The sequence below is a fragment of the Telluria sp. LT2P80 genome, assembly GCF_059685955.1.
Genome location: NZ_JCASIO010000007.1, coordinates 102,314 through 128,221 on the forward strand (window position 1 = coordinate 102,314; position 25,908 = coordinate 128,221).

Sequence of the window (25,908 nt, forward strand, 5' to 3'; positions counted from 1 at the left end):
CATGTCTGCCTCCCCTTCAGCGGCGACCCGCCCGGCGCCGCGCATTGCCCTGATCCACGCCCTGAGCCATTCGGTCGAGCCGATCAATGCCTTCATGGCCGAGCAATGGCCTGAAGCCACACGCATGAATCTGCTCGACGATTCGCTGTCGGCCGACCTGGCCCGATCCGGCCGTGGCCTCGACGCTGCGATGCACAAGCGCTTCGCCGATCTGGCGGATTACGCGCTTGGCAGCGGGGCCGAAGCCATCCTGTTTACCTGCTCGGCCTTTGGCCCGTGCATCGAAGCGGTGGCGCAGCGCCATCCGCACATCCCCGTGCTCAAGCCAAACCAGGCCATGATTGCCGATGCAGAGGCCAGTCAGGCGGCCGGCCCGGTGGGGCTGATCGCGACGTTCGGCCCCACCCTGGCCTCCATGCCGCCCGAATTTCCGGCGCGCGTGGCACTGCGCTGCGCGCTGGCCGAAGGCGCGCTCGATGCGCTCAACCGGGGCGACGTCGACCTGCATGACGAGATCATCGCCGACAGCGCACGGCGGCTGATCGATGATGGCTGCGCGACGATCGCACTGGCGCAATTCAGCATGGCGCGTGCGCATGATGCCTGTGTCCGTGCCGCGGGCGCGCCCGTGCTGACCACGGTGCACAGCGCCGTGCATGAACTGAAACGGCGCCTGGCGCAGCAGGCACCCTGAACGACAACGTACCACCCCACCAAAACAAAACAAGACAAACCGGAGACAAAGCATGCTCAAGAAAGTACTTCTCGCAACGCTGTTCATGACCCAGGCGCTCGTTGCCGGCGCCGCCGACGTCTATCCGTCGAAGCCGATCCGCTTCGTCGTGCCCTACCCGCCAGGCGGGCCGACCGACGCCATGGCGCGCCTGATCCAGGGACCGCTGCAGACGAAGTTCAAGGTTCCCGTCATCATCGACAACCGGGGCGGTGCCGGCGGCAATATCGGGACCGGCATGGTAGCCAAGTCGACGCCGGACGGCTACACGATCCTGCTGGCGGCCAGCGGGCCGATGGCGGTGAACAAGACGCTGTATAAATCGATCCCGTTCGACCCGGAAAAGGATTTTGCACCCGTGATCCAGATCTCGGCCTTCCCTCTGGTGCTCGAAGTGCACCCTTCGGTGACGGTCAAGAACGTCAAGCAGTTCATTGCCATGGCAAAGGAGCAGCCCGATATGCTGAGCTTTGCCTCGGCCGGCAACGGCACCCCGCAACACCTGGCGGGCGAACTGTTCAATACTGCGGTGGGCACCAGGCTGCAGCACGTTCCCTACAAGGGCGCCGGCCCGGCACTGAACGATGTCCTCGGCGGGCACGTCAAGGTCATGTTCGACATCCTGGGCAGCTCGGTCCAGTACATCAAGACGGGCAAGCTGCATCCGATCGCCGTGACGACGGCCACCCGCGTGCCGAGCTTGCCGGACGTGCCGACGCTGGCCGAGTCGGGCCTCACCGGCTACAACTTCACGGGCTGGCACGGCATCGTGGCGCCTGCCGCCACGCCCAAGCCGGTGGTGATGCGCCTGAATCAGGCGCTCAACGAGATCTTCGCCGATCCGGCCTTCCGCAAGAAGTGGGAAGAACTGGGCACGCCGGTCGTCGGCGGCACGCCTGAAGCGTTCGGCGCCCTGATGCGCACCGAATCGGTCAAGCTGGGCAAGGTCGTCAAGGACGCCGGTGTGACGGTCGACTGACGCAGGGCGGCGCCCGATCACCGCTACCTACCGCCGGTGATCGGGCGCAACCGACCGCGCGTCATCATGACGTCACACGCACTTCTTATCATCCCTTCAATTTTTCGCCTCACCACCATTGAAGGGTTCACATGCATCAGGTCGTTCTCCGCCGTCTTCCGCTTGCCGTCGCCATCGGCGCCGCACTTGCCCTGTCCGCCTGCGGTGGTTCCGATCACCATGACGACGCACCCGCCGATGTCGCGATCGTCATCCCGGCCGCGCCAGCGGACCAGGGCGCGGCCGACACGGCGCCGGTGCCGGCAGTGCTTGCTTTTGTCGACACCGCCGCCACCAACCAGCGCGGCGATGCCCGCTACGCGACCTTGGCCACGAATGCCGGCGTGCGCGTCCTGGGCGGCATGCTCGCCATCTGGAAGCCGGTAACCGAACTCGTCGATGCAGGCCAGACGGCCCCGGCCGTTGACGGCTTCCCGGCCGTGGCCGCGTCGACCTGGACCGGCGTGCCGAACGACGGCACCAATGGCGGCACGATCGTCAACGCCGCCGTGCACAATGCCAACATCGATTACGTGGTCAAGGCCACTGCCAGCCGCACCTCGGAGCAGGCTCTGCTGGCGTATCTGGACGACCGGCGCGGCAAGGGCTACAGCGTCACCGGCGGCATGGGCCCGCTGACCGATGCGTGGCGCAGCGCTTCGCGCGCGACCACCACCATCAACGACATGCCGGCCGATGCCATCAAGGTCAAGTACGAAGATGGCGGCAACAACAACGGTGTCGGCGGCGCCGCCAACGCCGAGTTCGGCAAGGTCATCGACCTGGTCAATGCGATGGGCGGCAACGGTTCGACCGAGCCGGCCAAGCGCTTCTACAAATACGCGCGCCCTTACCGCTGGAGCAGCGCGGTGCAGGTCGTGCCGCAACTCGAGCCAGCCAAAAGCACGACGCCAAGCACCGACGGCGGCTTCACCAGCGGCCACTCGGCCGAAGCCGTGCGCAACGCGATCGCCATGGCCTATGTGCTGCCGGAGCGCTATCAGGAACTGGTCAGCCGTGGCCTCGAACTGGGCGAGAGCCGCATCTATGCCGGCATGCACTCGCCGCTGGACGTGATCAGCGGCCGCGTGCAGGCGCAAGCCGTCGCCGCCGCCAACCTGATCGCCGCCGGCGCCACCACGCGCGCTGCCGCCCGAGAGCAGGCCCAGAGCACACTGATGAAGCTGACCGGCACCACCGCCAGCACCTTCCCGAGCTACGCCATCTCGGGTACGCCGGCGAACGACCGTTTTGCCGACTACGCGACCAGCAAAGCCAACTACCTGCGCCGCATGACCTACGGCCTGCCGCTGATCGGTTCGACCACCGCGCCGGCCGTCGTGCCGAAGGGCGCCGAAGTGCTGCTGGAAACGCGCCTGCCGTACCTGACCGACGCGCAGCGCCGCGTGGTGCTGAAAACGACCGCAATCGGTTCGGGCTATCCGACGCTGGACGATGCTGAAGGCTGGGGCCGCCTGAACCTGTTTGCTGCGGCCGAAGGCTATGCGGTCTTCACCGGCAACGTCGTGCTGAACATGGACGCGAGCAAGGGTGGCTTTAACGCAGCGGACCGCTGGCGCAACGACATCACCGGCAGCGGCAAGCTGGTCAAGCAAGGTTCGGGCGCGTTGAAGCTGGGCGGCAAGAATGCCTGGACCGGCGGCACGCAAGTCGACGCCGGCGCGCTCGAAGCGCTGTCGACGACGGCCTTCGGCACGGGTGACGTGTATGTCGCTGGCGGCGGTACCGTGATCAGCAACGCACCGGCCACCCTGGTCGTGGGCGGCAAGTACACGCAGCTGACCGGCGCGACGCTGGAACTGCGCCTGGGCGCGGCCCAGGGCGGCCGCATGAGCGTGACGGGTGCGGCCACCATCGGCGGCGGCACACTGCGCATCAAGTTCCAGGACGGCGTCAAGCCGGCCGTGGGCGACACGCTCACCGTCATCAGCGCGGCAAGCCTGAAGGGCAAGTTCGAGACCATCACGGTCGACGGCTTTACCGTGACGCCGACCTACACCGACACGGGCCTGCAACTGCGCCTGGGTTCGTAAGCGCAGGTTGTACAAAAATGGGGCCGGGTTCGATGACGAACCCGGCCCCATTGTTTTGCCACGTTGCCGCAGCTTACTCGTCGAACTCTTCCGCCAGATTCTTCCAGCCACGGCTCTTGGCGAACGCCGAAAATTCTTCCGGTGCCTCGAGCACGATCAGACGGCTTTCCTGCAGGCCCGGGTCGCTGTGGCCGAAGTCAGGCCCCACATACCCAAGCGTACGCAGGCGCTCGACGAGCTGACGGACCAGGACAGTATCCTTATAGGCATCAGGATCGAGCTTGGCAGCAAACTCCACGTACACATCGATGATCCCGTAACCCTCGTCAAAAATGCGGATCTCTTTGACGTCGAGGGTACGGCCGTTGCTGTCCTTGGCCTGAAAGGCGCCGGACAGTTCAATATCGGTATCAGTAGTCATGGCACAAGCATAGCACCGAGCCACAGGTTGCGTAGCGCACGCCAGCATCGCAAAACAAAAGCGGGGGGTCAGGTCTGACATTCGGACACGGCCTCTACGCTGGCATCAGTTTTTTGATTTCCTGAAAGCGATAATTCCGGGCGGATCGTTTGATACTGAAAACAAAAGCGGCAAAAGCGGGGTCAAGCGGCAAAAGCGGGGTCAGGTCTGACATTCGGACACGGCCTCTGCACTAGCATCCGTTTTTTGATTTCCTGAAAGCGATAATTCCGGGCGGATCGATTAAAACGGTGTCGGAATCTCAATGCCCCGCTCAGTCAAGCGACTAGGGCTGAGGTCGTGTCTGAATGTCAGACCTGACCCCGGCTTTTGAGCGACTAGGGCTGAAGTCGTGTCCGAATGTCAGACCTGACCCCGGCTTTTGATGGCGGTTACACTTCCCATTGCAGCTTGAAGGTCAGCGACCGGCTCCGTTCATCCACCAGCGGCAGCTTGTCGTCGACGATCCCCAGCGACACGGTGCGGCCGTGGCGCCACTGGTAGCGGTACAGCAGCGAACGGTGCACCTGGCGGTCGTTCCATGCCTCGAGCTGCGTGACGCCATCGTCGCGCCGTGCGGCCCACGTGTTCTGCGCCAGCAGCCGCACGGAATCGCGCGGGCTGAAATGGACGATGGCCAGCGCGCGCCAGGCCGTGTCGGAGAATGCCGGCTGGCCCAGCGTGCCCTGGACCCAGGCACGGTTCACATGTTGATCAAGCTCGAGGGACCAGCCGCGCGGCAAGGGAAAGCGCAGGCCCACGTCCAGGATCACGTTCCCGCCCGGCCCCACGCGGTCGGCATCGGCGTCCAGCTGGCGCCCCAGCGCTGCTTCCAGTGCGATCTTCGAGACCCACGGCGCGGGTGTCGTTTCGATGCCGACGTTGATGACGCGCGTATCGTGCAGGCGTCCCAGCGGCCGCGCGCGCTGGCGGTCGAAGCCCAGCTCGGCCCACACGCCCGTGCGCCGGGTCGCGGCCAGCCAGACGCCGGGGCGCAGCTTGCGCTCGACTGTTTCGCCGCCGGCCTGCCCTGTCACCCGATCGGCCAGCGTGCGCATCTCGTGCAGGACCAGGTAAGTCTCGAACTCGTACAGCTCGAGCCCTCCCAGGGATTGCGGCCCCAGGATGCGGTTGATCGAGCCGGTGGCGCGGGCGATCCCCGCTTGTGGCACGAAGCCGTTGTCGTTGACGAAGCCGGGCGCGATCGCTTCGACCTCGGCCTCGTACCACCAGCGTTCGGTCTTGTGCAGGGATTTCCCCCACAGGTAGCCGCCCGAGCGCCCCGCCACCCGCGCCGGTACATCATCGTCGACAAAGCCCGCGGTCGTGCGCGACACCATCGCCACGCCGGACAGTTGCTGCTGCTCGCCATCCGCCCCTTCGCCGCGCCACTGGGCATCGACGCCGACGACGTCGTTGCCGCCAAAACGGTGGTAGTCGCGCTGCGACGCAAACGCGCCCAGCAGCAAGCCTTCCCCGTGCCAGCGCGCACGCACGAGGCTCGCGACCGTCCGTTTGGTCTGCCCGTATTCCAGCGTTTCGTACGGCTTGCCACGCAGGATCAGGCCACCCGGCTCATCGCGCAGGCTCATCGCCGTGGCGTCGGCATGCGGCCCGCGCCAGGTCGCGCGCAGGCCGTATTCGGGGTCGTTCACGGTCCGCGAATAAAAGGCCGGCAGTGGCAAGCCCAGCACGTCCGCACTCTCCAGGAAGAAGCCGCGCTTCTCGGGCAGCGACAGCGCGATATTACCGGCGCCCTGCGACACCGGCTCGTCGATCTCGACCTGCGAGTAATCGGGATTGATGGTGGCGTTGAACACCCAGTCGGCGCGTGGCCGGGCATTGATTTCCAGGCCCAGTTCGGCCTGGCTGCCGCGCGTGCGCGTGCCCGGCATGGCGGCGCGTTCGCTGCGCACCGTCAGTTCGGGGCGCAGCTCGAGGAAGCGGCGGTCGCGCACCGCTGCCACGGTAGTCTCCATGCCGTCGATCTCCTGCAGGAAGCTCAGGTGGCTGAGCGCATCGATCCGCCATGGCGCCGTCACCAGGAGCATGCCGTCGGCATGCGGGATGCTGCGCTCGACCATCAGGCGCCAGTTGCGGCCATCGGCATACGGAAAGCGCAGGCTCGACAGCGGCCAGCGCACTTCCATGCTGTAGCCGTCGGGCAGGATGGTCACGACTGTCTCGACCGGGAAATCCGGCCCCAGATCGGATTCGTCATCCTCGGCGCGGTGGATGCCGTCGCTGACCACGCCGGTGGTGTTGATGCGCACGAACTGGGCATTGCGGCCATGGCCGGCCGGGTCGATCCAGATGCCGATGAAATCCTGGTCGACGCCGACCTTGTCGCGCCGCGCCAGCAGACCCCGGCGCAGGTGCGGCGCGTCATCCCACGCGCGGATGCCGAACACCAGCGCGCCGTCGTCGACCAGCACCTGCACGCTGGTCTTCAAGGCGCCAGGCGCGGGCGCGCCGTCGCGTGGCTGGTGCTTGTGGAAGTCCTGGTAGACGGGCGCGCGGCGCCATGCGGGGTCATCCAGGGCGCCGTCGATGACGGGCGTGTCGCCCGCCGTGATGCGCAGCGCGCGCAGACCGCTGCCATGCGCATCGAACGCATGCAGGGCAGCACAGAGCAACAAGCCGAGGCAGGCAAACGAGGCGGGAGACATGCGTGTCACCATGAAAATGGGCCGCACAGTCTAGCATGCGACTTGCCAAAGAGAACACTTTTCGACGCCGCCGACGTCGCGCCCGCGATACCTCTGGCGCTGTTCAATTGTGACAACTTGCCCAGGCCGCGTCACCTTGCGTGGCATACCGAATGCATCTGATGACGATTCGTCTGGTCACTCGTACTCGGGACTTGCCAGCGGCCCGATTTGCGCTACCATCGAATGCATGTTGCATGGCCTGCACAGGCCGGCGCGATTCACGGCAGAGGCATGATGAGCTTGACGCAACCAGTATCCGATCCGTCCGCAGCCAGTCGCAGCGATGCCTTGTCGCTCGACCTGCTGCTGAGTAACTTGCCGGGCGCGGCCTACCGTTGTCGCAACGACAGCGAGTGGAGCATGGTGTTCGTCAGCGACGGCATCGAAAAAGTGACCGGCTACTCGGCCGCGGCGTTTACCACCCAGCCGGGGCTGTCGTTTGCCAGCATCATCCTGCCGGAAGACCGCGACCAGATGCATGCGTCGGTGGCGATCGCCCTGGCCCAGAACCAGCCCTTCCAGGTCACGTACCGGATCCGCACTGCCGACGGCCGCATCCGGTGGATCTGGGAACAAGGTGCCCTGAACCGGCAGGCGGGCATGCTCGAAGGGTTCCTGGCCGATTTCACGCGGATCAAGCATGCCGATCTGGTGATGCTCGAGCAGGCATCGTTCCTGCAGCAGGCGCGTGACGCGATCATTGCGATGGACATGGCCTCGCGCATCAGCTACTGGAACCATGGCGCCGAGCGCCTGTACGGCTGGAGCGCGCAGGAGGCGATGGGCAAGCGCTTCGGCGAGCTGCTGTGCGACGAACAGGCTCACTACGAAACCGCCTTTGCACACACGCTGGCCGATGGCGAATGGTCGGGCGAACTGGCCCATGTGCGGCGCGATGGCTCGAAGGTCGACACCGATACCCGCTGGACCTTGCTCGTGCCCGATGCCGTGCCGGGCGCATGCCAGAAGATCCTGGTGATCGGCACCGACATCAGCGAGCGCAAATCCAGCGAAGCAAAGATCTTCCGCCTGGCGTTCTTCGACCATCTCACCGACCTGCCCAACCGCGCCAACCTGCTCGACCAGTTGCGCCGCGCGCTCGTTGGCAGCGCCCGCAGCGGCAAGTGCGGCGCGCTGATGTTCTGCGACCTCGATAACTTCAAGTACCTCAACGACAGCCAGGGCCACGCCGCCGGCGACCTGCTGCTGCAAGCGGTGGCGCGCCGCCTCGAAGGCTGTGTGCGCGAAACCGACATGGTGGCGCGCTTGGGCGGCGACGAGTTCGTGGTGCTGATCCGGCCCGTCGACGAATCACGCGCGGTGGCCGCGGCGCAAGCCGAGACCGTCGCCAGGAAGGTGGTCGCAGCGCTGGCAGCGCCGTTCCAGCTGGGCGACCTGCATTACGCGTTGTCGGTCAGCGTCGGCGTGGTCACGCTGTGCGGCCAGCAAGACACGGTCGAATCGACCTTGCGCCAGGCCGACGCCGCGATGTACCAGGCCAAGGCGGCCGGGCGCAACACGTTCCGCTTCCATGACCCGACAGCGCAGGCCGCATGGCTCGCGCGCGCCGAACTCGAAAACCGCTTGCGCCGCGCGCTGCAGCGCCACGAATTCATGCTGCACTACCAGCCGCAGCTCGACCGCTTCGGGCGCGTGACCGGCGCCGAGGCGCTGCTGCGCTGGCGCCAGCCCGATGGCAAGGTCCTGCTGCCGGCCGAGTTCATCCGCATCGCCGAAGAAAGCGGGCTCATCATCGAGATCGGCGCCTGGGTCATGCGCTCTGCCTGCCGCGAACTGGCGCGCTGGCAGCGCCAGCCGGCAACAGCCGCCCTGACGCTGTCGGTCAACGTCAGCGCGCGCCAGTTCACCGAACCGGATTTCGTCGCGCTGCTGGAGACCATTTTTGCCGAAACCGGCGTGCAGCCGTCGGGGCTCAGACTCGAGCTGACCGAAAGCCTGGTGGTCACCGATTTCACGCTGGCGGCGCAGACGATGGGCGCGCTCAAACGGCAGGGTCTGTCATTTTCGCTGGACGACTTCGGCACCGGCTACTCGTCGCTGGCCTACCTGCGCAAGCTGCCGCTGGACCAGCTCAAGATCGACCGCTCGTTCATGCGCGACGTGCTCACCGACCAGAACGACGCCTCGATCGTGCGTTCGATCATCGCGCTGGGCGACAGCCTGGGCCTGGAGGTCATGGCCGAAGGCGTGGAAACGGCGGGCCAGCGCCAGTTCCTGGCCGATGCGGGGTGCCATCTTTACCAGGGCTTCCTGTACCAGCAGGCCATGAGTGGCGAGACATTCACGCAGTACGTGACCGGCATGCACTGAGGGCGCCGTGCCTGTCCCCGTGCGTTCCGACTTTCACGAGCGTCGCCAGTGATTACGGTACGCGCCTGAAACGTACGTCGAACGGCCCGGCGACGATCTGGCCCGTATCGCCAGGCAGCGCATCGAAGCGCAATTCAAGCTGTTGCGACAGCACGAAAAAACGCGTTGCCGATTGCCGGTACAGGCGCTCCCCCTGGCCCGCCTTGATCCAGAACATCGGCTGTCCGTCCTGCACGGTGATGTCAAAGTCACCCAACCCGGGAATCGCATATTTCCCGGTCATCTGTTGCGCCATCACGGCGTCGATCGGCACTGCTGCGCGCAGTACGGTCTGATAGCTGGGCCAGCCGTACTCCGCGGCGATGGCACGCATGGTCGCGCGTGCCACTTCATCGCCAGCGTCGCCATTTGTCATCACCACCGCGCCACGGCCGCCATCGACGTAGCCAAACAGATAGTTCTGGTACCCGCGGTTGCTGCCACCATGGGCAAACGATGCGGCGGCGCCGCTGCCGGCGGTCTCGAAGCCGAGGGCGTAATCGTTACGGACCGCGGCGAGCATCCTGCGCGCGTTCTCTTGCGTCAGCACCTTGCTGCGCCCCGCCGCAGATGCCTGAACGCCGATGACGAAGCGGGCCAGATCGCTTGGCGTCGTCCACATGCCGGCCGCAGCGAGCTCCGGATAGGTGGACGGGCCACCGGCATACGGTGTGCCGGCGCTGTCATGCGGCAATGCTGCCTTCCCGAGGATGGCGGCGCTGGCTGGCTGGCTGAAAGTGCTGGATGGCATTCCCAACGGCGCCAGCACGCGCGTTTGCATGATCGTCTCGAAAGGTTGGCCAGCCACGTCGGTCATCAGCTGCTGCAACACCGTGTAGCCGCCGCCCGAATACTGCCACGCGCTGCCCGGTGGTGACGCCATGCGTACCGGCGCCGTGTTGGCAGGCGCCGCGCCGTCCAGAACCTGCAGCACGGTCGGGACCGGCATTCCCGGCGCATACCCGGGAAACCCACTGACATTCAGGCCGCCGGTGTGCGACAGCAGTTGCAAGGGACTCACTGGCGCGCCGCCAAATGCCGCAGGCAATTTCCAGCTGCGCAGCTGCGTGTTGATATCGGCGTGCAGGTCCAGCTTTCCCGACTGAACCAGCGTCATGGCGCCAAACGCTGCAACAGGCTTGCTGATCGATGCGGCCTGGAACAGCGTTTCCGGCGTTACCGGCCCGCCGCCCGGACCAACCACGCCATAGCCCTTGGCCCATGCCAGGCGACCTCCGTCGATGACGGCGATGCTCAAGCCAGGTACGTGAAGACGATGCATCTCACCCTCGAGCGTGCTCAGCGGCACCGGCGCGCCGGCCAGTGCCTGAGCAGGCCGCAGGCCCCGCTCGATGCTGGCGATGCGGTGCGCGTTGTCAGTCGCTGCAGCGGCAACAGGGAACGCTAAAGCGGCCAATACCGGCCAGGTGGCGATACGGTGAAATCGTGTCATCGGAAGCGTCGGAATTGGCGATCAGAAAGTATAGCGGACAGCTGAAGCACTGTCGCGCCATGAAAAAAGCCCGCACGCGGCGGGCTCTCGTCATGCGGCTTGCGCCGTGCTTAAAACTTGTAACCCACCGCCAGCACGATCGCCACCGGATCCAGTTTCATGAACTGGGTCTGGCCGGTCGAGAAGTGCACGTCGGTGCGCAGGCGCGTCTTGATGACCGTCGCGTCGGCAAACCAGCGCTCGTCGAAGTTCATCGCGATGCCCACTTGCGCGCTGTAGGTCAGCTTGTTGTCGATCTTGAACGTGGTCGGCACATCGCTGCCCGGGTTCGTGATCGAGGTCAGCTTGCCCGAACCGCGTTCCTTCATGAAGTACGCGTAGGTCGGACCCACGCCGATGAACGGGCGGAAGGCCGCGGTCGGCGCGAAGAAACGATACTGGAAGAACGCGGTCGGCGGCAGTGCTTCGACCGTGCCCACCGAACCCACGCCGGCGATCGCGCCCGCACCGTAGATCTGGTGCTTGTACGGCGTGCCGAGGGCGCCCTCGACCGACAGGTTGTCGGTGAAGCTGTACGACAGGATGAGCACTGGCTGCATGTCGTTGCCGACGTCGGCCTTGGTGCCTGGCAGTGCCGGCGCGCTGATGTCACCGCTTTCGACCTTCGGCATCAGGCGGTTGAAACCGACCTTGGCGGTGATCTGGCCGGCCGATTGCGCTGCTGCGCCGGTGGCGAACGCCAGTGCGGCAGCCACACCCGCAACCTTGGCGATACTGCTAAAACGAACTTTCATGACTTCTCCTGATAGATGTGTGAGGGCCCGCCGCCAGGGCAGGCCCGCCGCTCGTTGCTGAGAACCTGCTTACAGCCAGCCCTTGATAGCCATGTCCTTGAAGACGTAGCGGGCGATAAGGTCGTTCTCGAACGGGGTCGGATGGATCCCGTCGGCGAACATGTAGCGGCTCACATCACCTGCCACCGTGTTGTTGGCGGTGCAGATCAGCGAGGTCCCACCCAGCGCGTTGTTGGCGCACGCCGGGGTACTGGTGTTGGTCAAGCCATACGGGCCAGGATTTTTCACCTGGTCGTTGCTGACCGAGTACAGATCGGAGTACAGCACGCGCGCATCGTCGGCGCCCAGGCCGGCCTTGAGCTGCGTGTTGAAGGCATTGACCATCGCGGCGACCAGCGACTGGATCGCAGCCGGACGCGATTTCGCGGTCGGCGTGCTGGCCACGTCAGGCAGGTTGGCAACGATCACGTACTTCGCGCCCTTGGCCAGCAGTTCGGTCTTGACCAGGCCAGCCATCTGCGCACCGGCAGTTCCCAGCGCCGTTACCATCGCGGTGGCGTTGGTGGTGGCATAGGCGGTCGCGGCGGTGTTGCCGGCAGCAGTGCCGTCCGCTTGCGCGGCGGTCACGAGCGGACCATACACGGCAGGTGCGGCAACAGCCGAGTTGCCCGGCTGGGTGGCGGCAGCGCGCACGGCAGCGGCGACCAGCGTCGCATCGGTCTTGCCTGGACGGGCATTCTCGGTGGCGATCGCGGCCAGGATTGCCTGGGTGGCGGTTTGCGGGTTGGTCGCGGTGGCGCCCAGGCGGGTAGCCAGGGCACCGGCGAAGGCCTGCGCACCGGCAGCGGTACCGGCGCTGGTCACGGCGGCCAGTTGCATCAGCACGTCATTGCCGCCCGACAGGACCGTCACCAGCTCGGTGCCGGTAAATTTGTTGCCGGTCTTGGCCAGGTGGTTGGCGATCTGGGTGACCATCGGGGTGGTCATTTCGCCGATCGGCGAGCCGGTCGCGGCATTGCCCGGGCCAATCGGATTAACCACGCGCGAACCGCCCTGGGCGTAGTTGAAGCAATTCGGATGGTTGACGATCGGAACCGAGAAGCCGAGCGATGCGTCACCTTGCAGACCGGTCTGCGCAGCGCATGGCGCCGGCAGTTTGAGCTGGGCGGCCATGAAGTCGAGCCAGATCTTGCCGTTCAGGTCTTCGCTCTTGGCAGTGCTGTCACCGTTGATGGTGAACTTGCCGCCACCGGCGGCGGCCACGGCGCCGACACGGTAGGTGCCGACGTCCGACAGGCTGTCGCCGAACGAGACCTGGTTGGTGAACGTGACCTTGGTGGCCTGGTCGCCGCCCGCCGGGCTCGTGCCGCCGCCGCACGCGGTCAGCAGCGCTGCCGTCAGCACGGCCAGCGCAAATTTGGTTTGACGCATTGTGTCTCCTGAGTTGATTTTTTCTAAACGAACGCTCGTGCTATTCGCTGCCTGCTTACTATGCCAGCGTTCATTACCCATGTATAGCAAAATCCATTGCTTCAATGGATGATGCGATTCGTACCTAGTAGATCCGATGGGTCTGGCTATTGGGGTCGGATTATAACCAGCCTGATACCGGCAGAAAGTGGGGAATTTGTAACGGGGGGCGGTAAGTTGTGACGTACTTACGCCCCATCAATCGATTCGTTGATTTGAATTAAACGTTTGGTTGACTGTTGAGCAATCCGTGGACGATGCCCGTCGATCCATGCGCAGCGCGGCGCAGGCGATCGTTGACGCCCAGCCACTCGCCCTGCTGCGGCGGTGATTCGACCAGGATGACGTCGGCGCCCTGCCCGTCCATCGCGCGCAGCGCGGCGTACAGCGCGTGGGCAAAGCCGGCTGGCTGCGGCGGCAGGCGCTGCGCGGCGTGGGTTTCCGGCATGGTGCTGACGTGGATCAGCGCGACCTTGCGCCCGGCAGCGTGCAGTTGCTCGATGGTCTCGAGCAGCACCGCGCGCGCCTGCATCGCCACCGGCGTGTGTGGCGCGTAATGCGATTCGAGCGTGCCCGAGGCGCGCGGTGCCGCTGCATCGGCTGCGGCCGGCAGGCGGTCGATCACGGCCGCAATTGCCTCGGCGCTGATGTGGCCAGGGCGCAGCAGCACCGGGCCGAGCGTGTCCAGGCGCGACAGGTCGACGATGGTCGACTCGATGCCGACCTGCGACGCTCCGCCATCGAGCACCATCGCCACCGTGTCGTCCATGGCGAATTCGTCGATGACGTGATCGGCCAGCGTCGGGCTCACGTGCCCGAACTTGTTGGCCGACGGCGCGGCGATGCCGCCCTTGCCACCCTTGAACGCGCGCAGCAGCGCCAGCGCTACCGGGTGCGACGGGCAGCGCAGGCCGACCGTGTCCTGGCCACCGCTGACGGCATCGGGAATGTTCGGCGCGCGTTTCAGGATCATCGTCAGCGGGCCGGGCCAGAAGGCCGCGGCCAGCGCGCCCGCCTCGGCCGGGATGTCGCAGGCCCAGTAATCGAGCGGGGCTTCCGGCGCCAGGTGCACGATCACGGGATGGTCTTGCGGCCGGCCCTTGGCCGCGTAGATGGCGGCCACCGCAGCCGGATTCTCGGCATCGGCGCCCAGGCCGTACACGGTCTCGGTCGGAAACGCGACCAGCTCGCCCGCTTCGAGCAGGCGGGCAGCGGTGTCGATGACCGACTGGTCGATCTGCAGGTCGGTCATGGTTACGCTTCGATGCCGAGGATGGCGCAGGCGGCGCGCAGACTGGTCTGCGCTTCGCCGAGCGTCGGCGCAACGAAGGTCACGTGGCCCATCTTGCGGGCGCGGCGCGGGTCGTCCTTGCCGTACAGGTGCAGGTTGGCGCCCGGCAGCGCCAGCACGCGGTCCCAGGCCGGTTCGCGCGTGTTGTCAGTGTCACCGTCAAACCACACGTCGCCCAGGATGTTGAGCATGACGCTCGGCGAATGCTGGCGCACGTCGCCCAGCGGCAGGCGGGCCATCGCGCGCACCTGCTGCGCGAACTGGCTCGTGATGCAGGCATCTAACGTGTAGTGGCCGCTGTTGTGCGGGCGCGGTGCCATCTCGTTGACGACCAGCGTGCCGTCGTCGAGCACGAAGAACTCGATGCACAGCACGCCGACGTAACCCAGCTGGTCAACGATGGCGCGCGCCGCATCCTGGGCCTGGCGCGCGCATTCGGGCGACACGTTCGGGCCCGGCACGGTGGTGGTAAACAGGATGCCGTCGCGATGCACGTTTTCGGCGATCGGGTACACGACCGAGGCGCCGTCATGGCCGCGCGCGGTCAGTACCGACACTTCATAGGCCAGCGGCAGCATCTTTTCGAGCATGCAGGTCACGCCATCCATATCGTCAAACGCCGCGCGCACATCGTCGCGCGTGCGCACGCGCACCTGGCCCTTGCCGTCGTACCCCATGCGCACGGTTTTCAAAATACCCGGCAGCAGGTCGTCACCAATGGCGTCGATGTCGGCGTGCGAGGCGATCGTCTTGTGCGGCGCCGGCATCACCTTCGAGGCTGGCGCGCACTCGACAAAGAAACGCTTCTCGGCAATGCGGTCCTGGGCGATCGACACGCACGACGCGCCCGGTGCGACAAAGCTGCCTTCGGCCAGCAGTTGCAGGCTGTCGGCCGGGACGTTCTCGAACTCGGTCGTCACGGCGGCGCACAGCGTGCGCAGTTCGGCCAGCGCCGCTGCATCGTCGTAGTTGCCTTCGATGGTGCGATCAGCAACCTGCCCGGCCGGGCAATCGGCGCTCGGCTCGAGCACGGCGACCTGGTAGCCCATGCTTTGCGCGGCATGCGCGAACATGCGGCCAAGCTGGCCACCACCCATCACGCCAAGCCAGGTGGACGGATCGGCCGATGGAAGAATTGGAGAAGTCTGCTGCGCTTGGGTCATCGGATCAAACAGGTAAGGTCATGGCCTGGGCGGCGGCGGTCTGGTCGCGGCGGAACTGCTCCAGCTTGTCGGCCAGCGCCTCGTCATTGGCAGCGAGGATCGCCACGGCGGTCAGCGCTGCATTGGCGGCACCCGCTTCACCGATGGCGAACGTCGCCACCGGCACGCCCTTGGGCATCTGCACGATCGACAGCAGCGAGTCTTCGCCACGCAGGTACTTTGATGGCACGGGCACGCCCAGCACCGGCACGATGGTCTTGGCGGCCACCATGCCAGGCAGGTGCGCCGCGCCGCCGGCGCCGGCGATGATCGCGCGCAGGCCGCGTGCGCGGGCTGTCTCGGCGTAGGTGAACATTTCGTCCGGCATGCGGTGCGCCGAAATCACCGACGCTTCGAACGGCACGCCGAACTGCTTCAGGATCGCGACCGCGTTCTGCATCACGTCCCAGTCGGACGATGAGCCCATGATGACGCCGACGAGCGGCTTGGATTGCTCGGTCATCACTTATGCCTTCAGCTTTTCGCCGGTCAGGCGTTCGATGGCCTCGAAATACTTGGCCTGGGTTTTGTCGATGACGTCTTGCGGCAGGCTTGGCGCCGGCGCGGTCTTTGGCCACTCGGTCAGCGTTTCGAGATAGTCACGCACGAACTGCTTGTCGAACGACGGTGGCGACATGCCCGGCGCGTACGAGTCGGCTGGCCAGAAGCGCGACGAATCGGCGGTCAGCACTTCGTCCATCAGGTGCAGCACGTTGTTGTCGTCCAGGCCGAATTCGAATTTGGTATCGGCGATGATGATGCCGCGCGTGGCCGCGTATTCGGCGGCGGTCGTGTAGAGCTTGATGCTGATGTCGCGCATCTTGGCGGCCAGTTCGGCACCGATTTTTTCTTCCATCTGGGCGAACGAGATGTTTTCGTCGTGCTCGCCCAGATCGGCCTTGGCGGCTGGCGTGAAGATCGGTTCCGGCAGCCTTTCAGCTTGCTGAAGACCGGCTGGCAGCGAGATGCCGCAGATGGCGCCGCTTTGCTGATAATCCTTCCAGCCCGAACCGATGATGTAGCCGCGCACGACGGCTTCGACCATGATCGGTTTCAGGCGCTTGGCCACGACCGCGCGGCCGGCCACCTGCTCAACCTCGTTCGGCGCGACCACGCTTTCCGGCGCAACGCCGGTCAGGTGGTTCGGCACGATGTGGCCGAGCTTCTCGAACCAGAAATCGCTCATCTGGTTCAGTACCTTGCCTTTGCCGGGAATCGGCTCGTTCATGACCACGTCGAAGGCCGACAGGCGGTCGGTGGTGACGATCAGGATCTTGTCGTCGCCAACGGCGTAGTTATCGCGCACCTTGCCGTGACCGAGCAGTGGCAGGGACTGAATGGAGGATTGGTAGAGGCTGTTCATAGATGGGGTATCAGGAAAGCGGAACCGGCGGAACGGGCCGCCGGTTGTGAAAGTCAGGCGGTAAAGCCTGGTCAATGCGATATTTTACGTCAATTTGCGACGCGGGCGATCGAACCCGGGGATGGCGGCGTTGCCGCCATCCCTACGATTTATTGAACGATCTGCGACAGCTCGCCGGCCTTGTAGCGCTCGGCCATCTTGTCCAGCGGGATCGGCTTGATCTTGTCAGCCTGGCCTTCGCAGCCGAACGACAGGAAGCGCGCCTTGCACACGTCCATTGCCGCTTCGCGCGCCGGCTTCAGGTAGTCGCGTGGATCGAACTTCGACGGATTCTGGAACATGTACTTGCGAATCGCTGCCGTCATCGCCAGGCGAATGTCGGTGTCAATGTTGATCTTGCGAACACCGTGCTTGATGCCCTCTTGAATCTCTTCGACCGGCACGCCGTAGGTCTCTTTCATGTCACCGCCGAATTCGCGGATGATTGCCAGCAGCTCTTGCGGCACCGACGACGAACCGTGCATCACCAGGTGGGTGTTCGGGATGCGCGCGTGGATTTCCTTGATGCGGTCGATTGCCAGGATGTCGCCGGTTGGCTTGCGCGTGAACTTGTACGCGCCGTGCGAGGTACCGATGGCGATTGCCAGCGCGTCGCACTGGGTGCGCTTGACGAAGTCGGCGGCCTGGTCGACGTCGGTCAGCAGCTGCTCGCGGGTCATGGCACCGTCGGCGCCGTGGCCGTCTTCCTTGTCGCCCATCATGGTTTCGAGCGAACCGAGCACGCCCAGTTCGGCTTCGACGGTCACACCGATCGAGTGCGCGAACTTGACGACCTCTTGCGAGACAGCGACGTTGTATTCATAGCTGGCGACGCTCTTGCCATCGGCTTCGAGCGAACCGTCCATCATCACCGACGAGAAACCCGAACGGATCGCAGCCATGCAGACTGCCGGCGACTGGCCGTGATCCTGGTGCATGACGACCGGAATGTGCGGATAGGCTTCGACAGCAGCGTCGATCAGGTGACGCAGGAAGGCTTCGCCCGCGTACTTGCGCGCGCCGGCCGATGCCTGCATGATCACCGGGCTGTTGACAGCGTCGGCGGCAGCCATGATGGCCTGCACCTGTTCGAGGTTGTTGACGTTAAATGCCGGCAGGCCGTAGCCGTTTTCGGCGGCGTGGTCCAGCAACTGACGCAGTGATACGAGTGCCATGGTAGTACTCCAAAACAATAAAGAAACTTGTCGGGAAGTGGCGCGTGCCGAGCGCGGCATGCCCAACTGCCGGCATGCCGTGAACGCATCAGGCGCGGCGCCCCATCCCGTTAATCATATTCGCCCACACGCACGATCTTGAGCGCATTGGTGCCGCCGGCTTCGCCCATCGGCGAACCCCACGTCACCACGATCAGGTCACCCTTGCGCACGTAGCCTTCGTTCATCAACAGCTCTTCGGCCTTGCGCAGCACGGCGTGGCTGCCACCTTCCTGCTCGAGGTGGAAGGCGCGCACGTTGCGGTACAGCGAAGCCTTGCGCTCGGTCGTCTTGAGCGGGGTCAGCGCCAGGATCGGCGTGTCGATGCTGTGACGGCTCATCCACAACGCGGTCGAGCCCGATTCGGTCAGCGCCACGATCGCTTTCACGCGCAGGTGATGCGCGGTAAACAGCGTACCGTACGCGATGGTCTGGTCGATGCGGGTGAACTGTTTGTTGAGGAAATCGACGTCGATCTTGTTGTATTCGGACATCTCGGCTTCGAGACAGACCGCGGCCATCATCTCGACGGTTTCGATCGGGTACTTGCCCGATGCAGTCTCAGCCGAGGTCATGACGGCGTCGGTGCCATCGAGCACGGCGTTGGCGACGTCCGAGACTTCGGCGCGGGTCGGCACGGCGTTGACGATCATCGACTCCATCATCTGGGTCGCCGTGATGGCCAGCTTGTTCGAATCGCGCGCCATGCGGATCATGCGCTTTTGCAGCGCCGGCACGGCAGCGTTGCCCACTTCGACGGCCAGGTCGCCACGGGCAACCATGATGCCGTCCGACGCATCCAGGATCTCCTGCAGCAGCGGGATCGCTTCGGCGCGCTCGATCTTGGCGATCATCATCGGCTTGTGGCCGTACGGCTCGCCGGCGATATTGGCCAGCTGGCGCGCCATTTCCATGTCGGTCGCGCTTTTCGGGAACGAAATGGCCAGGTAGTCGGCCTGGAAGCTCATCGCGGTCTTGATGTCTTCCATGTCCTTGGACGTCAGGGCCGGCGCGGTCAGGCCACCGCCCTGGCGGTTGATGCCCTTGTTGTTCGACAGCTCGCCGCCGACCTTGACGGTGGTGCAGATTTCGTGGCCAGCGACGCGGTCGACGATCAGCACGATCAGGCCGTCATTGAGCAGCAGCCTGTCGCCCGGCTTGACGTCGCGCGGCAGCGCCTTGTAGTCGAGGCCCACGCGCTCCTGGTTGCCCAGTTCGCCGTTCTCGCCCCACTTGGCATCCAGGATGAACCGGTCGCCATTGGTCAGGAAAATCTTGCCTTCTTCAAACTTGCCGACGCGGATCTTCGGACCCTGCATGTCGGCCATGATGGCCACTTCACGGCCGCACTCGGCGGCAGCACGGCGTACCAAGGTGGCCCGGTCGATATGATCCTGGGCCTTCCCGTGCGAAAAATTCAGGCGTACGACGTCGACGCCGGCGCGGATCATTTTGACGAGAATATCGAAGTCGGTCGATGCTGGGCCGATGGTTGCGACGATCTTGGTGCCACGGTACATGAAGTGTCCTTGTAAAAAACAAAGCGCAGCCACGGCTGCGCTAGGGTCTCATTTATGCTGCAGACTGCGCGCTGCGTTGCAGCAGGATATCCACCGCCGGCAGCGTTTTTCCTTCGAGGAATTCCAGGAAGGCGCCACCGCCGGTCGAAATGTAGCCGATCTGGTCGGCGATCTTGTATTTTGCAATCGCGGCCAGGGTGTCGCCGCCACCGGCGATCGAAAAGCCCTTGGAACCGGCGATGGCCAGCGCCAGGGTCTTGGTGCCCTCGGCAAACTGGTCGAATTCGAACACGCCGACCGGACCGTTCCAGACGATCGTGCCAGCCGTGGCGACCTGCTCTGCCAGCATGGCGGCGGTCTGCGGGCCGATGTCGAGGATCATGTCGTCGTCTTGTACGTCAGCCACCAGCTTGACAGTGGCAGCGGCCGTTGGCGCAAATTCCTTGGCGCACACGACGTCGACAGGGATCGGCACCTGCGCGCCGCGCGCGGCCATCTTGTCGATGATGGCTTTGGCTTCGTTCACCAGGTCGTTTTCAACGAGCGACTTGCCGATGTTCAGGCCGACGGCCTTCATGAACGTGTTGGCGATGCCGCCGCCGACGATCAGGTTGTCGACCTTGTCGGCCAGGCTTTGCAGGATGGTCAGCTTGCTCGAGACTTTCGAGCCGGCGACGATCGCCAGCAGCGGACGCTGCGGCTGACCGAGGGCCTTGCCCAGTGCGTCGAGTTCAGCGGCCAGCAGCGGGCCTGCGGCGACGACCGGTGCAAACTTGGCGATGCCGTGGGTGGTGGCTTCGGCGCGGTGCGCAGTGCCGAACGCATCATTGACGTACACATCGCACAGCTTGGCCATTTTCTGGGCCAGCTCGTCGTCGTTTTTCTTTTCGCCCGCATTCACGCGGCAGTTTTCAAGCAGCACGACCGAACCCGGCGCGACATCGACACCGTCGACCCAGTTTTGCTTGAGTTCGACCGGCTGGCCGAGCAGCTCGGACAGGCGCGCGGCGACCGGCGCCAGGCTGTCTTCCGGCTTGAACGCGCCTTCGGTCGGCCGACCGAGGTGCGACGTCACCATCACTGCCGCGCCCGCCTTGATGGCGGCCTGGATCGCCGGCACCGAAGCGCGAATGCGCGTGTCTTCGGTGATATTGCCAGCGTCATCTTGTGGCACATTCAGGTCGGCGCGAATGAAGACGCGCTTGCCCTGCATGGCGTTCTGATCGATCAGGTCTTGCAAACGGGTGAAACGGCGGGAAGCGTCCATTGGTCAGCGTGGCAATAGTGAAAAAACGTCATTGTACATCAGGGGGTCGCGCCAAAAACGTGCAGGACGCGCAGTGCGGTAAACACAAGCATGCCGAATAAAATCGTCAGCAGCATGTTACGGCGCCACACATAGAACGCAAACGCGGCCAGCCCCGCCAGCAGCTTCGGATTGGCCAGCGTGAACTGCAGCCCACCTTGGGGATCGATCAGAAAATCGGGCCCGATGATGGCTGCCAGCGCGCAGGCCGGCGCATAGCGCAGCATTTCCTGCACCCGTGGCGGAATCGATACGCGGTGGCCGATCAGCCAGAACGAACTGCGCGTGGCGGCCGTGGCCACGCACAGCACGCCAATCACGACCCAGATTTCCCAATCAGCCACGGCGTGCCTTTATTTTGTCCATTGTTTCTTCGATCACCATCGCCGTCACCATCCCGACCAGCACTGCCAGCAGCAAGCCCAATTTGTAGGGCAACTCATAGGCCAGCACCGAAACCGTGCCCGCCACCAGCACGCCGCACAAGGCCGCGCGGTTGATCATCAACGGCACCATGATGCAGAGGATCGCCAGCGTGCCGGCAAAGCCCAGGCCCCATTCGGCCGGCACGGTGCTGCCCAGGAACACCCCGATCACCGAGCCAATCTGCCAGGCGCCCCAGTTCGGGAACATCAAGCCCTTCAGGTACGACAGCTTGCCCACCGCCGGCGTCGGGCTCGGATATTTCTGCAAGAACAAGGCGACAGAAATATCGCCCGAGATATAGCCGAGATACAGGCGCTGACGCCACGGCAAGTGGGCAAAGTGCGGCGCGAGCAGCGCCGAAAAGATCACGAAGCGCAGATTGACGACCAGCGCCGTGGCGAAGATGACCCAGATCGGCGCCTGCGCCGCGATCAGCGGCAGCGACGCCAGTTGCGCCGAGCCGGCGAACACCAGCAGTGTCATGCCCAGCGCCTGAGGCACGGACAGGCCACTCTTGACCATGGCGATGCCCACCACCAGGCCCCAGGCAGCGATGCCAAACAGCGTCGGCAGGCCAGTCTTGAAGCCGTCGCGAAATGCGTCGCGGTCGGGCGCGTCGCCGATCGTGACCGGCGGCTGGCCAGCCGGCTCGCCCGCGTTCACGGGCATGGTGGTGTGGCGTTCGTGCAACTTCCCAGCGGCGAAATGACGGCTGGGACGACAGCGGCGGTCTGGAAACAGAGGGGCATGAAACGCATGGAATGGGTCGTGGCCTCTTGAGAAAGGGCACTTGGGCTCAATATGTTGAGCGCATTATTTTACGGTCATTTCGACAATAGAGCGAATCCGTTAGAATCCTGTCTTTGCCCACCTGCCAGACGGAGACACCAGATGACCCAAAAGACGATGCCAATCGTGGAACTCACGGCGAAAGACTTGCCGGCGCACTGCCCGAACCCGGCCATGCCGCTGTGGTCGTCGCACCCGCGCGTCTTCCTCGATTTCGACCACCATGGCGAGGCGAAATGCCCGTACTGCGGTACCGGCTACCGCCTGGCGCCGGGCACAGTGCTCAAGAACCACTGATCTTTCGGGGCGTACGCGACTGCGCGCGCCCCTCTCCTCACTTCTTCATGCCCTACCGCGCACCACGCTGGCTGCCTGGCGGCCATCTCCAGACCATCTACCCGGCGACCTGCATCGCCAAGCCGCCCGTTGCCTACCGCCGCGAGCGCTGGACGAGTGCGGACGGCGATTTTGTCGATCTCGATTTTGTCGACGGCCAGCCGGGCCAGCCGCTGGTGGTGCTGTTTCATGGCCTTGAAGGCTCGTCGGACAGCCATTACGCACGTGCATTGATGGCGGCGCTGGCCGCGCGCGGCTGGTCGGGCGTGGTGCCGCATTTTCGCGGCTGCTCGGGCGAGCCGAACCTGGCGCCCCGCTTCTATCACTCGGGCGACGCCGCGGAAGTCGAGTGGATCGTGCGCTCATTGCGCGCGCGCCATGATGGCGTGTTCTACGCGGCCGGCGTGTCGCTGGGCGGCAACGCGCTGCTGCGCTGGCTGGGCGAATCGGGCCATGGCGCATCGATCGTCGATGCGGCGTGTGCGGTCTCGGCCCCGCTCGACCTGGCGCGCGGCGGCGCAGCGCTGTCATCGGGCTTCAACATGATTTACACCCGGATGTTCCTGCAGACACTGAAGCCCAAGTGCCTGGCCAAGCTCGACCAGTTTCCGGGCCTGTTCGACCGCGCCGCGCTGCTCGCCGCGCGCGACCTGTATGCGTTCGACAATGTGGTGACCGCACCGCTGCACGGCTACCGCGACACCGACGACTACTGGCACCGCGCCAGCGCACGTCACGTGCTGGACGCGATCACCGTGCCGACGCTCGTGCTCAATGCACGCAACGATCCGTTCCTGCCAGGGATGTATTTGCCGACGACGGCCTCGGCTGCGGTGACGCTCGAGTATCCGGCCACCGGTGGGCACGTGGGCTTTCCGACCGGGCCGTTTCCGGGGCGGATCGACTGGCTGGCGCAGCGCATCCTGCAGCATTTCGATGGCTTGTCGGGCACCCGCGCGCTGACCGGCGCCGAACTGTGCGATGCTGGCTGACACTATGGACGATATCGTAAAACAGGCAATGGCCAAGTGGCCAAACGTACCGCACTGCTACGGCTGGCTCGCACTCGATGCGCGCGGCCACTGGCGCATGCGCGACGAAGCGACCCAGCAGGCCGGCTTGCCCGGCGACCGGCTCGAGAACGAGAAACTGGTGGGGTTCATCAACCGCAACTACCTGCACGACGAGCGGGGCAACTGGTATTTCCAGAACGGTCCGCAGCGCGTGTACGTGAATCTGGAGGCCGCGCCGTTCATCGCACGCACCGATCCGCAGCAGGGTTTGCTATTGCAAACCGGGCAGGCGCTGACGGCTGTCGAGCACGTGTTTCTGAGCGATGCCGGCGCCGTGCTGTTTGCGGCCGGCGAGGTCGTGGCGCAGCTCGATGACCGCGATGTGGCGCAGGTGCTGGGCCAGTTCACGCTGGATGGCCGCAGCGCATCGGATGACGCCGTCATGGCGTGGCTGGGCGGCGGCGCTGGCACGTTGGCGTTGCCGTGGCAGGGCAAGGTGTTCACTGTGGAACGGGTAGCAGATGCCGACTTGGCGCAGCGGTTCGGGTTCAACAGGATGCCGGCGCCCTGAGCCGGTGATGGTGGCCAGGTGATCTGGCTGCCAATCCGCCCGCGCCGCGTAGGGTGGAAGGCTTTGCCTTCCACGCGGTGATCGTTGCCGGCGCCGATTTCGGGCCGGATGATCTCGCTGTCAACCATCACCGCGTGGACGGGATACCCGTCCACCCTACCGTGATGGTCGTTACCGGCACCACGTTCAGGCCGGCTGATCTGGTGGACCGTCAATCGTCCTTCTCTTCTTTGTCTTTCTTTTGCTGCGCCTCGAGTTCGCGGGCGCGCGCGTCGATCACGGCCTGGTCGTAGAACGATGCGTCGCGCGCCTTGCGCGCCAGCTCCAGCTGCGCCATCGCGGCCGGCGTGGCGCCGGCCAGCACGTACGATTCGGCCAGCGCCATATGCTGCAAAGCGATCTTGCCCTGCTTTGCATAGGCCTTGGCCAACAGATCCTGCAGCTTGTATTCCTCGCGGTATTGCTGCGACTGGTCACGCAGAAAGCGCGTGGCCTCGTCGAGTTTGCCCGTGGCGATCATGGCGTCGGCATACTGGTGCGCCAGCGAGCGCGATAGCGGAAAACGCGCGTGCATCGTCTCGGCTTCTTTCACGGCCTCGGCCAGCACCGCCGCCGGCTGGCCCGGCGCCATCTTGATCTCGATCGCCAGACCGGCATACATCGTCGCGCCATCGCCGACGTTCGACGCCGCCGACAGCACGCCTTCGCGTGGCTTCATCGTCTCGCGCGACTTGTCGAGCCAGCTCTGCGCATCGGCCAGGTTGCCCTGCTTGAGCGCCAGGTAGGCCAGGCCATACTGCGCGCCGGCCTGCTGATGGCGGTGCGTTTCCCTGAGCTGCGTGTTGAACGCGCTGCGCGTGTTGCGCTGGCCCTGCTCGCTTGGCTCCTGCAGCACGCGGATGCGCGCGCGCACCAGGTGAAAGTCGAGGCTGTCGACGCGCTGCTTCTTGGGCATCTCGCGGATGCGCGCCTGCATGTCGCTGATGCGCTCCTGGGTCAGCGGGTGGCTGCTCAGGTTACTCAACCCTGTCGGCAGTTCGCCATACAATTTTGACGCATTTTGCAGGCGCCGGAAAAACGCGACGATGCCGGTGGTGTCATAGCCGCCCGCCTCCATGATCTGGAAGCCCACGCGGTCGGCCTCGCGCTCGGCGTCACGGCTGAAGTTGAGCTGGCGCTGGACCACCAGGCCCTGGCCGCCCATCAGCACGCCCATCGCCGCATCCGAGCCGGCCTTGGCCGCCAGCGCCGCCAGGATCATCGATGCCAGCGGCAGCAGGATATCCTGGCGCTGCTGGCCCAGCATGCGCGCAATGTGGCGCTGCGTGACGTGGCCGATCTCGTGCGCCACGACGCCGGCCAGTTCGGATTCGGTCTGGGCCGCGATCACGAGGCCCGAGTGCGCACCGATGAACCCGCCCGGCAGCGCGAACGCGTTCAGGGCCGCATCGCGCACGGCAAAGAAGTGAAAATCGGCATTGGTTTCGCCACGCGCGCCGGGCGCTGCAGCCACGAGGCCATTGCCGAAGTTGTTCAGGTATTCGGAGATGGGTTCGTCGTCGAGGTAATCGCGGTCGCGCCGGATATCGCGCATGATCTCTTCGCCAAGCTTGCGCTCGACGACCGGCGACAGGTCGACACGTGCGGTGTCGCCCAGCGTCGGCAAGTGGATGTGATCGGGGCGCTGGAGCGGATCGGACTGGGCGGCCACGGCAAACGCTGCCGTCGTGCACAGGGCAACGGCGGTCAGGACGGGGCGCCAGCGGCGCACGGAT

22 protein-coding genes are annotated in these 25,908 nt (G+C 65.1%); 7 read left to right on the top strand and 15 right to left on the bottom strand.

Annotated features, from left to right (window positions below; genetic code table 11):
* Position 1 precedes the first annotated feature (1 nt).
* From AC56LW_RS17885 to AC56LW_RS17895, 3 genes are all read left to right on the top strand, one after another.
* The gene (locus AC56LW_RS17885; protein ID WP_332532812.1) at positions 2-694 is read left to right on the top strand and encodes an aspartate/glutamate racemase family protein; all 693 of its coding nucleotides are present in this window, start codon (positions 2-4) and stop codon (positions 692-694) included.
* A gap of 52 nt (positions 695-746) precedes the next feature.
* Positions 747-1,712, top strand: coding sequence for a Bug family tripartite tricarboxylate transporter substrate binding protein (locus AC56LW_RS17890; RefSeq protein ID WP_332532811.1), 966 nt, complete (start codon positions 747-749; stop codon positions 1,710-1,712).
* 131 nt (positions 1,713-1,843) lie between these two features.
* Positions 1,844-3,805: a phosphatase PAP2 family protein gene (locus tag AC56LW_RS17895; protein ID WP_499636514.1), complete on the top strand. Its 1,962-nt coding sequence runs from the start codon at positions 1,844-1,846 to the stop codon at positions 3,803-3,805.
* 73 nt (positions 3,806-3,878) lie between these two features.
* Here the strand turns inward: AC56LW_RS17895 and AC56LW_RS17900 are convergent, their stop codons facing one another.
* Together AC56LW_RS17900 and AC56LW_RS17905 are read right to left on the bottom strand one after the other, a co-directional pair.
* Positions 3,879-4,226 (bottom strand): hypothetical protein, encoded by a 348-nt coding sequence (locus AC56LW_RS17900; protein ID WP_332532809.1) that lies wholly within the window; start codon positions 4,224-4,226, stop codon positions 3,879-3,881.
* A gap of 431 nt (positions 4,227-4,657) precedes the next feature.
* On the bottom strand, positions 4,658-6,934 hold the full coding sequence (locus tag AC56LW_RS17905) for a DOMON domain-containing protein (RefSeq protein WP_499636516.1): 2,277 nt from the start codon (positions 6,932-6,934) through the stop codon (positions 4,658-4,660).
* 273 nt (positions 6,935-7,207) lie between these two features.
* Between AC56LW_RS17905 and AC56LW_RS17910 the strand changes: the two genes are divergently transcribed.
* Positions 7,208-9,307, top strand: a complete 2,100-nt coding sequence (locus AC56LW_RS17910) for a putative bifunctional diguanylate cyclase/phosphodiesterase (protein ID WP_499636518.1) — start codon at positions 7,208-7,210, stop codon at positions 9,305-9,307.
* Positions 9,308-9,359: 52 nt separating this feature from the next.
* Here AC56LW_RS17910 and AC56LW_RS17915 read toward each other — a convergent pair whose 3' ends face one another.
* From AC56LW_RS17915 to AC56LW_RS17970, 12 genes are all read right to left on the bottom strand, one after another.
* Positions 9,360-10,799, bottom strand: coding sequence for a serine hydrolase domain-containing protein (locus tag AC56LW_RS17915; protein WP_499636520.1), 1,440 nt, complete (start codon positions 10,797-10,799; stop codon positions 9,360-9,362).
* A 110-nt stretch (positions 10,800-10,909) separates the two neighbouring features.
* Entirely contained in the window at positions 10,910-11,593 is a 684-nt protein-coding gene (locus tag AC56LW_RS17920) for an OmpW/AlkL family protein (protein WP_332532805.1), read from the bottom strand.
* Positions 11,594-11,662: 69 nt separating this feature from the next.
* Positions 11,663-13,024: an SGNH/GDSL hydrolase family protein gene (locus AC56LW_RS17925; protein ID WP_499636522.1), complete on the bottom strand. Its 1,362-nt coding sequence runs from the start codon at positions 13,022-13,024 to the stop codon at positions 11,663-11,665.
* 259 nt (positions 13,025-13,283) lie between these two features.
* Entirely contained in the window at positions 13,284-14,315 is a 1,032-nt protein-coding gene (locus tag AC56LW_RS17930; RefSeq protein WP_499636524.1) for an L-threonylcarbamoyladenylate synthase, read from the bottom strand.
* 2 nt (positions 14,316-14,317) lie between these two features.
* A complete protein-coding gene (locus AC56LW_RS17935) occupies positions 14,318-15,517 on the bottom strand; it encodes a 5-(carboxyamino)imidazole ribonucleotide synthase (protein WP_499636526.1) in 1,200 nt (399 codons plus the stop codon).
* Between the two features lie 4 nt (positions 15,518-15,521).
* Positions 15,522-16,019 (bottom strand): 5-(carboxyamino)imidazole ribonucleotide mutase, encoded by a 498-nt coding sequence (gene purE / locus AC56LW_RS17940; protein WP_332532801.1) that lies wholly within the window; start codon positions 16,017-16,019, stop codon positions 15,522-15,524.
* A 3-nt stretch (positions 16,020-16,022) separates the two neighbouring features.
* Positions 16,023-16,919: a phosphoribosylaminoimidazolesuccinocarboxamide synthase gene (locus AC56LW_RS17945; protein ID WP_499636528.1), complete on the bottom strand. Its 897-nt coding sequence runs from the start codon at positions 16,917-16,919 to the stop codon at positions 16,023-16,025.
* Positions 16,920-17,068: 149 nt separating this feature from the next.
* The gene (fba, locus tag AC56LW_RS17950) at positions 17,069-18,133 is read right to left on the bottom strand and encodes a class II fructose-bisphosphate aldolase (protein ID WP_183556144.1); all 1,065 of its coding nucleotides are present in this window, start codon (positions 18,131-18,133) and stop codon (positions 17,069-17,071) included.
* A gap of 110 nt (positions 18,134-18,243) precedes the next feature.
* Positions 18,244-19,692 (bottom strand): pyruvate kinase, encoded by a 1,449-nt coding sequence (gene pyk / locus AC56LW_RS17955; protein ID WP_332532799.1) that lies wholly within the window; start codon positions 19,690-19,692, stop codon positions 18,244-18,246.
* Between the two features lie 52 nt (positions 19,693-19,744).
* Positions 19,745-20,959 (bottom strand): phosphoglycerate kinase, encoded by a 1,215-nt coding sequence (locus AC56LW_RS17960; protein ID WP_499636530.1) that lies wholly within the window; start codon positions 20,957-20,959, stop codon positions 19,745-19,747.
* Positions 20,960-20,997: 38 nt separating this feature from the next.
* Positions 20,998-21,342, bottom strand: coding sequence for an AzlD domain-containing protein (locus tag AC56LW_RS17965; RefSeq protein ID WP_499636532.1), 345 nt, complete (start codon positions 21,340-21,342; stop codon positions 20,998-21,000).
* Positions 21,335-22,093 (bottom strand): AzlC family ABC transporter permease, encoded by a 759-nt coding sequence (locus AC56LW_RS17970; protein WP_499636534.1) that lies wholly within the window; start codon positions 22,091-22,093, stop codon positions 21,335-21,337. Before AC56LW_RS17970 ends, AC56LW_RS17965 begins: the two co-directional genes overlap by 8 nt.
* 222 nt (positions 22,094-22,315) lie before the next feature.
* Between AC56LW_RS17970 and AC56LW_RS17975 the strand changes: the two genes are divergently transcribed.
* From AC56LW_RS17975 to AC56LW_RS17985, 3 genes are read left to right on the top strand one after another with little or no spacing between them, the layout of a single operon-like run.
* Positions 22,316-22,510, top strand: a complete 195-nt coding sequence (locus AC56LW_RS17975; protein ID WP_183556139.1) for a zinc-finger domain-containing protein — start codon at positions 22,316-22,318, stop codon at positions 22,508-22,510.
* 47 nt (positions 22,511-22,557) lie between these two features.
* Positions 22,558-23,541: a YheT family hydrolase gene (locus AC56LW_RS17980; RefSeq protein ID WP_499636537.1), complete on the top strand. Its 984-nt coding sequence runs from the start codon at positions 22,558-22,560 to the stop codon at positions 23,539-23,541.
* Between the two features lie 4 nt (positions 23,542-23,545).
* Complete coding sequence (locus tag AC56LW_RS17985) at positions 23,546-24,133, top strand: DUF2946 family protein (RefSeq protein ID WP_499636539.1); 588 nt, start codon at positions 23,546-23,548, stop codon at positions 24,131-24,133.
* 211 nt (positions 24,134-24,344) lie between these two features.
* Here AC56LW_RS17985 and AC56LW_RS17990 read toward each other — a convergent pair whose 3' ends face one another.
* On the bottom strand, positions 24,345-25,883 hold the full coding sequence (locus tag AC56LW_RS17990; RefSeq protein ID WP_499636756.1) for a M48 family metalloprotease: 1,539 nt from the start codon (positions 25,881-25,883) through the stop codon (positions 24,345-24,347).
* Positions 25,884-25,908 lie beyond the last annotated feature (25 nt).

Coding starts and splice junctions, on each gene's coding strand:
- AC56LW_RS17900 (WP_332532809.1), bottom strand. CDS start 4,226: ATGACTACTGATACCGATATTGAACTGTCCGGCGCCTTTCAGGCCAAG.
- AC56LW_RS17930 (WP_499636524.1), bottom strand. CDS start 14,315: ATGACCGACCTGCAGATCGACCAGTCGGTCATCGACACCGCTGCCCGC.
- AC56LW_RS17890 (WP_332532811.1), top strand. CDS start 747: ATGCTCAAGAAAGTACTTCTCGCAACGCTGTTCATGACCCAGGCGCTC.
- AC56LW_RS17960 (WP_499636530.1), bottom strand. CDS start 20,959: ATGGACGCTTCCCGCCGTTTCACCCGTTTGCAAGACCTGATCGATCAG.
- AC56LW_RS17975 (WP_183556139.1), top strand. CDS start 22,316: ATGACCCAAAAGACGATGCCAATCGTGGAACTCACGGCGAAAGACTTG.
- AC56LW_RS17915 (WP_499636520.1), bottom strand. CDS start 10,799: ATGACACGATTTCACCGTATCGCCACCTGGCCGGTATTGGCCGCTTTA.
- AC56LW_RS17985 (WP_499636539.1), top strand. CDS start 23,546: ATGGACGATATCGTAAAACAGGCAATGGCCAAGTGGCCAAACGTACCG.
- fba (WP_183556144.1), bottom strand. CDS start 18,133: ATGGCACTCGTATCACTGCGTCAGTTGCTGGACCACGCCGCCGAAAAC.
- AC56LW_RS17945 (WP_499636528.1), bottom strand. CDS start 16,919: ATGAACAGCCTCTACCAATCCTCCATTCAGTCCCTGCCACTGCTCGGT.
- pyk (WP_332532799.1), bottom strand. CDS start 19,692: ATGTACCGTGGCACCAAGATCGTCGCAACCATCGGCCCAGCATCGACC.
- purE (WP_332532801.1), bottom strand. CDS start 16,019: ATGACCGAGCAATCCAAGCCGCTCGTCGGCGTCATCATGGGCTCATCG.
- AC56LW_RS17895 (WP_499636514.1), top strand. CDS start 1,844: ATGCATCAGGTCGTTCTCCGCCGTCTTCCGCTTGCCGTCGCCATCGGC.
- AC56LW_RS17935 (WP_499636526.1), bottom strand. CDS start 15,517: ATGACCCAAGCGCAGCAGACTTCTCCAATTCTTCCATCGGCCGATCCG.
- AC56LW_RS17910 (WP_499636518.1), top strand. CDS start 7,208: ATGATGAGCTTGACGCAACCAGTATCCGATCCGTCCGCAGCCAGTCGC.
- AC56LW_RS17885 (WP_332532812.1), top strand. CDS start 2: ATGTCTGCCTCCCCTTCAGCGGCGACCCGCCCGGCGCCGCGCATTGCC.
- AC56LW_RS17970 (WP_499636534.1), bottom strand. CDS start 22,093: ATGCCCGTGAACGCGGGCGAGCCGGCTGGCCAGCCGCCGGTCACGATC.
- AC56LW_RS17920 (WP_332532805.1), bottom strand. CDS start 11,593: ATGAAAGTTCGTTTTAGCAGTATCGCCAAGGTTGCGGGTGTGGCTGCC.
- AC56LW_RS17980 (WP_499636537.1), top strand. CDS start 22,558: ATGCCCTACCGCGCACCACGCTGGCTGCCTGGCGGCCATCTCCAGACC.
- AC56LW_RS17905 (WP_499636516.1), bottom strand. CDS start 6,934: ATGTCTCCCGCCTCGTTTGCCTGCCTCGGCTTGTTGCTCTGTGCTGCC.
- AC56LW_RS17925 (WP_499636522.1), bottom strand. CDS start 13,024: ATGCGTCAAACCAAATTTGCGCTGGCCGTGCTGACGGCAGCGCTGCTG.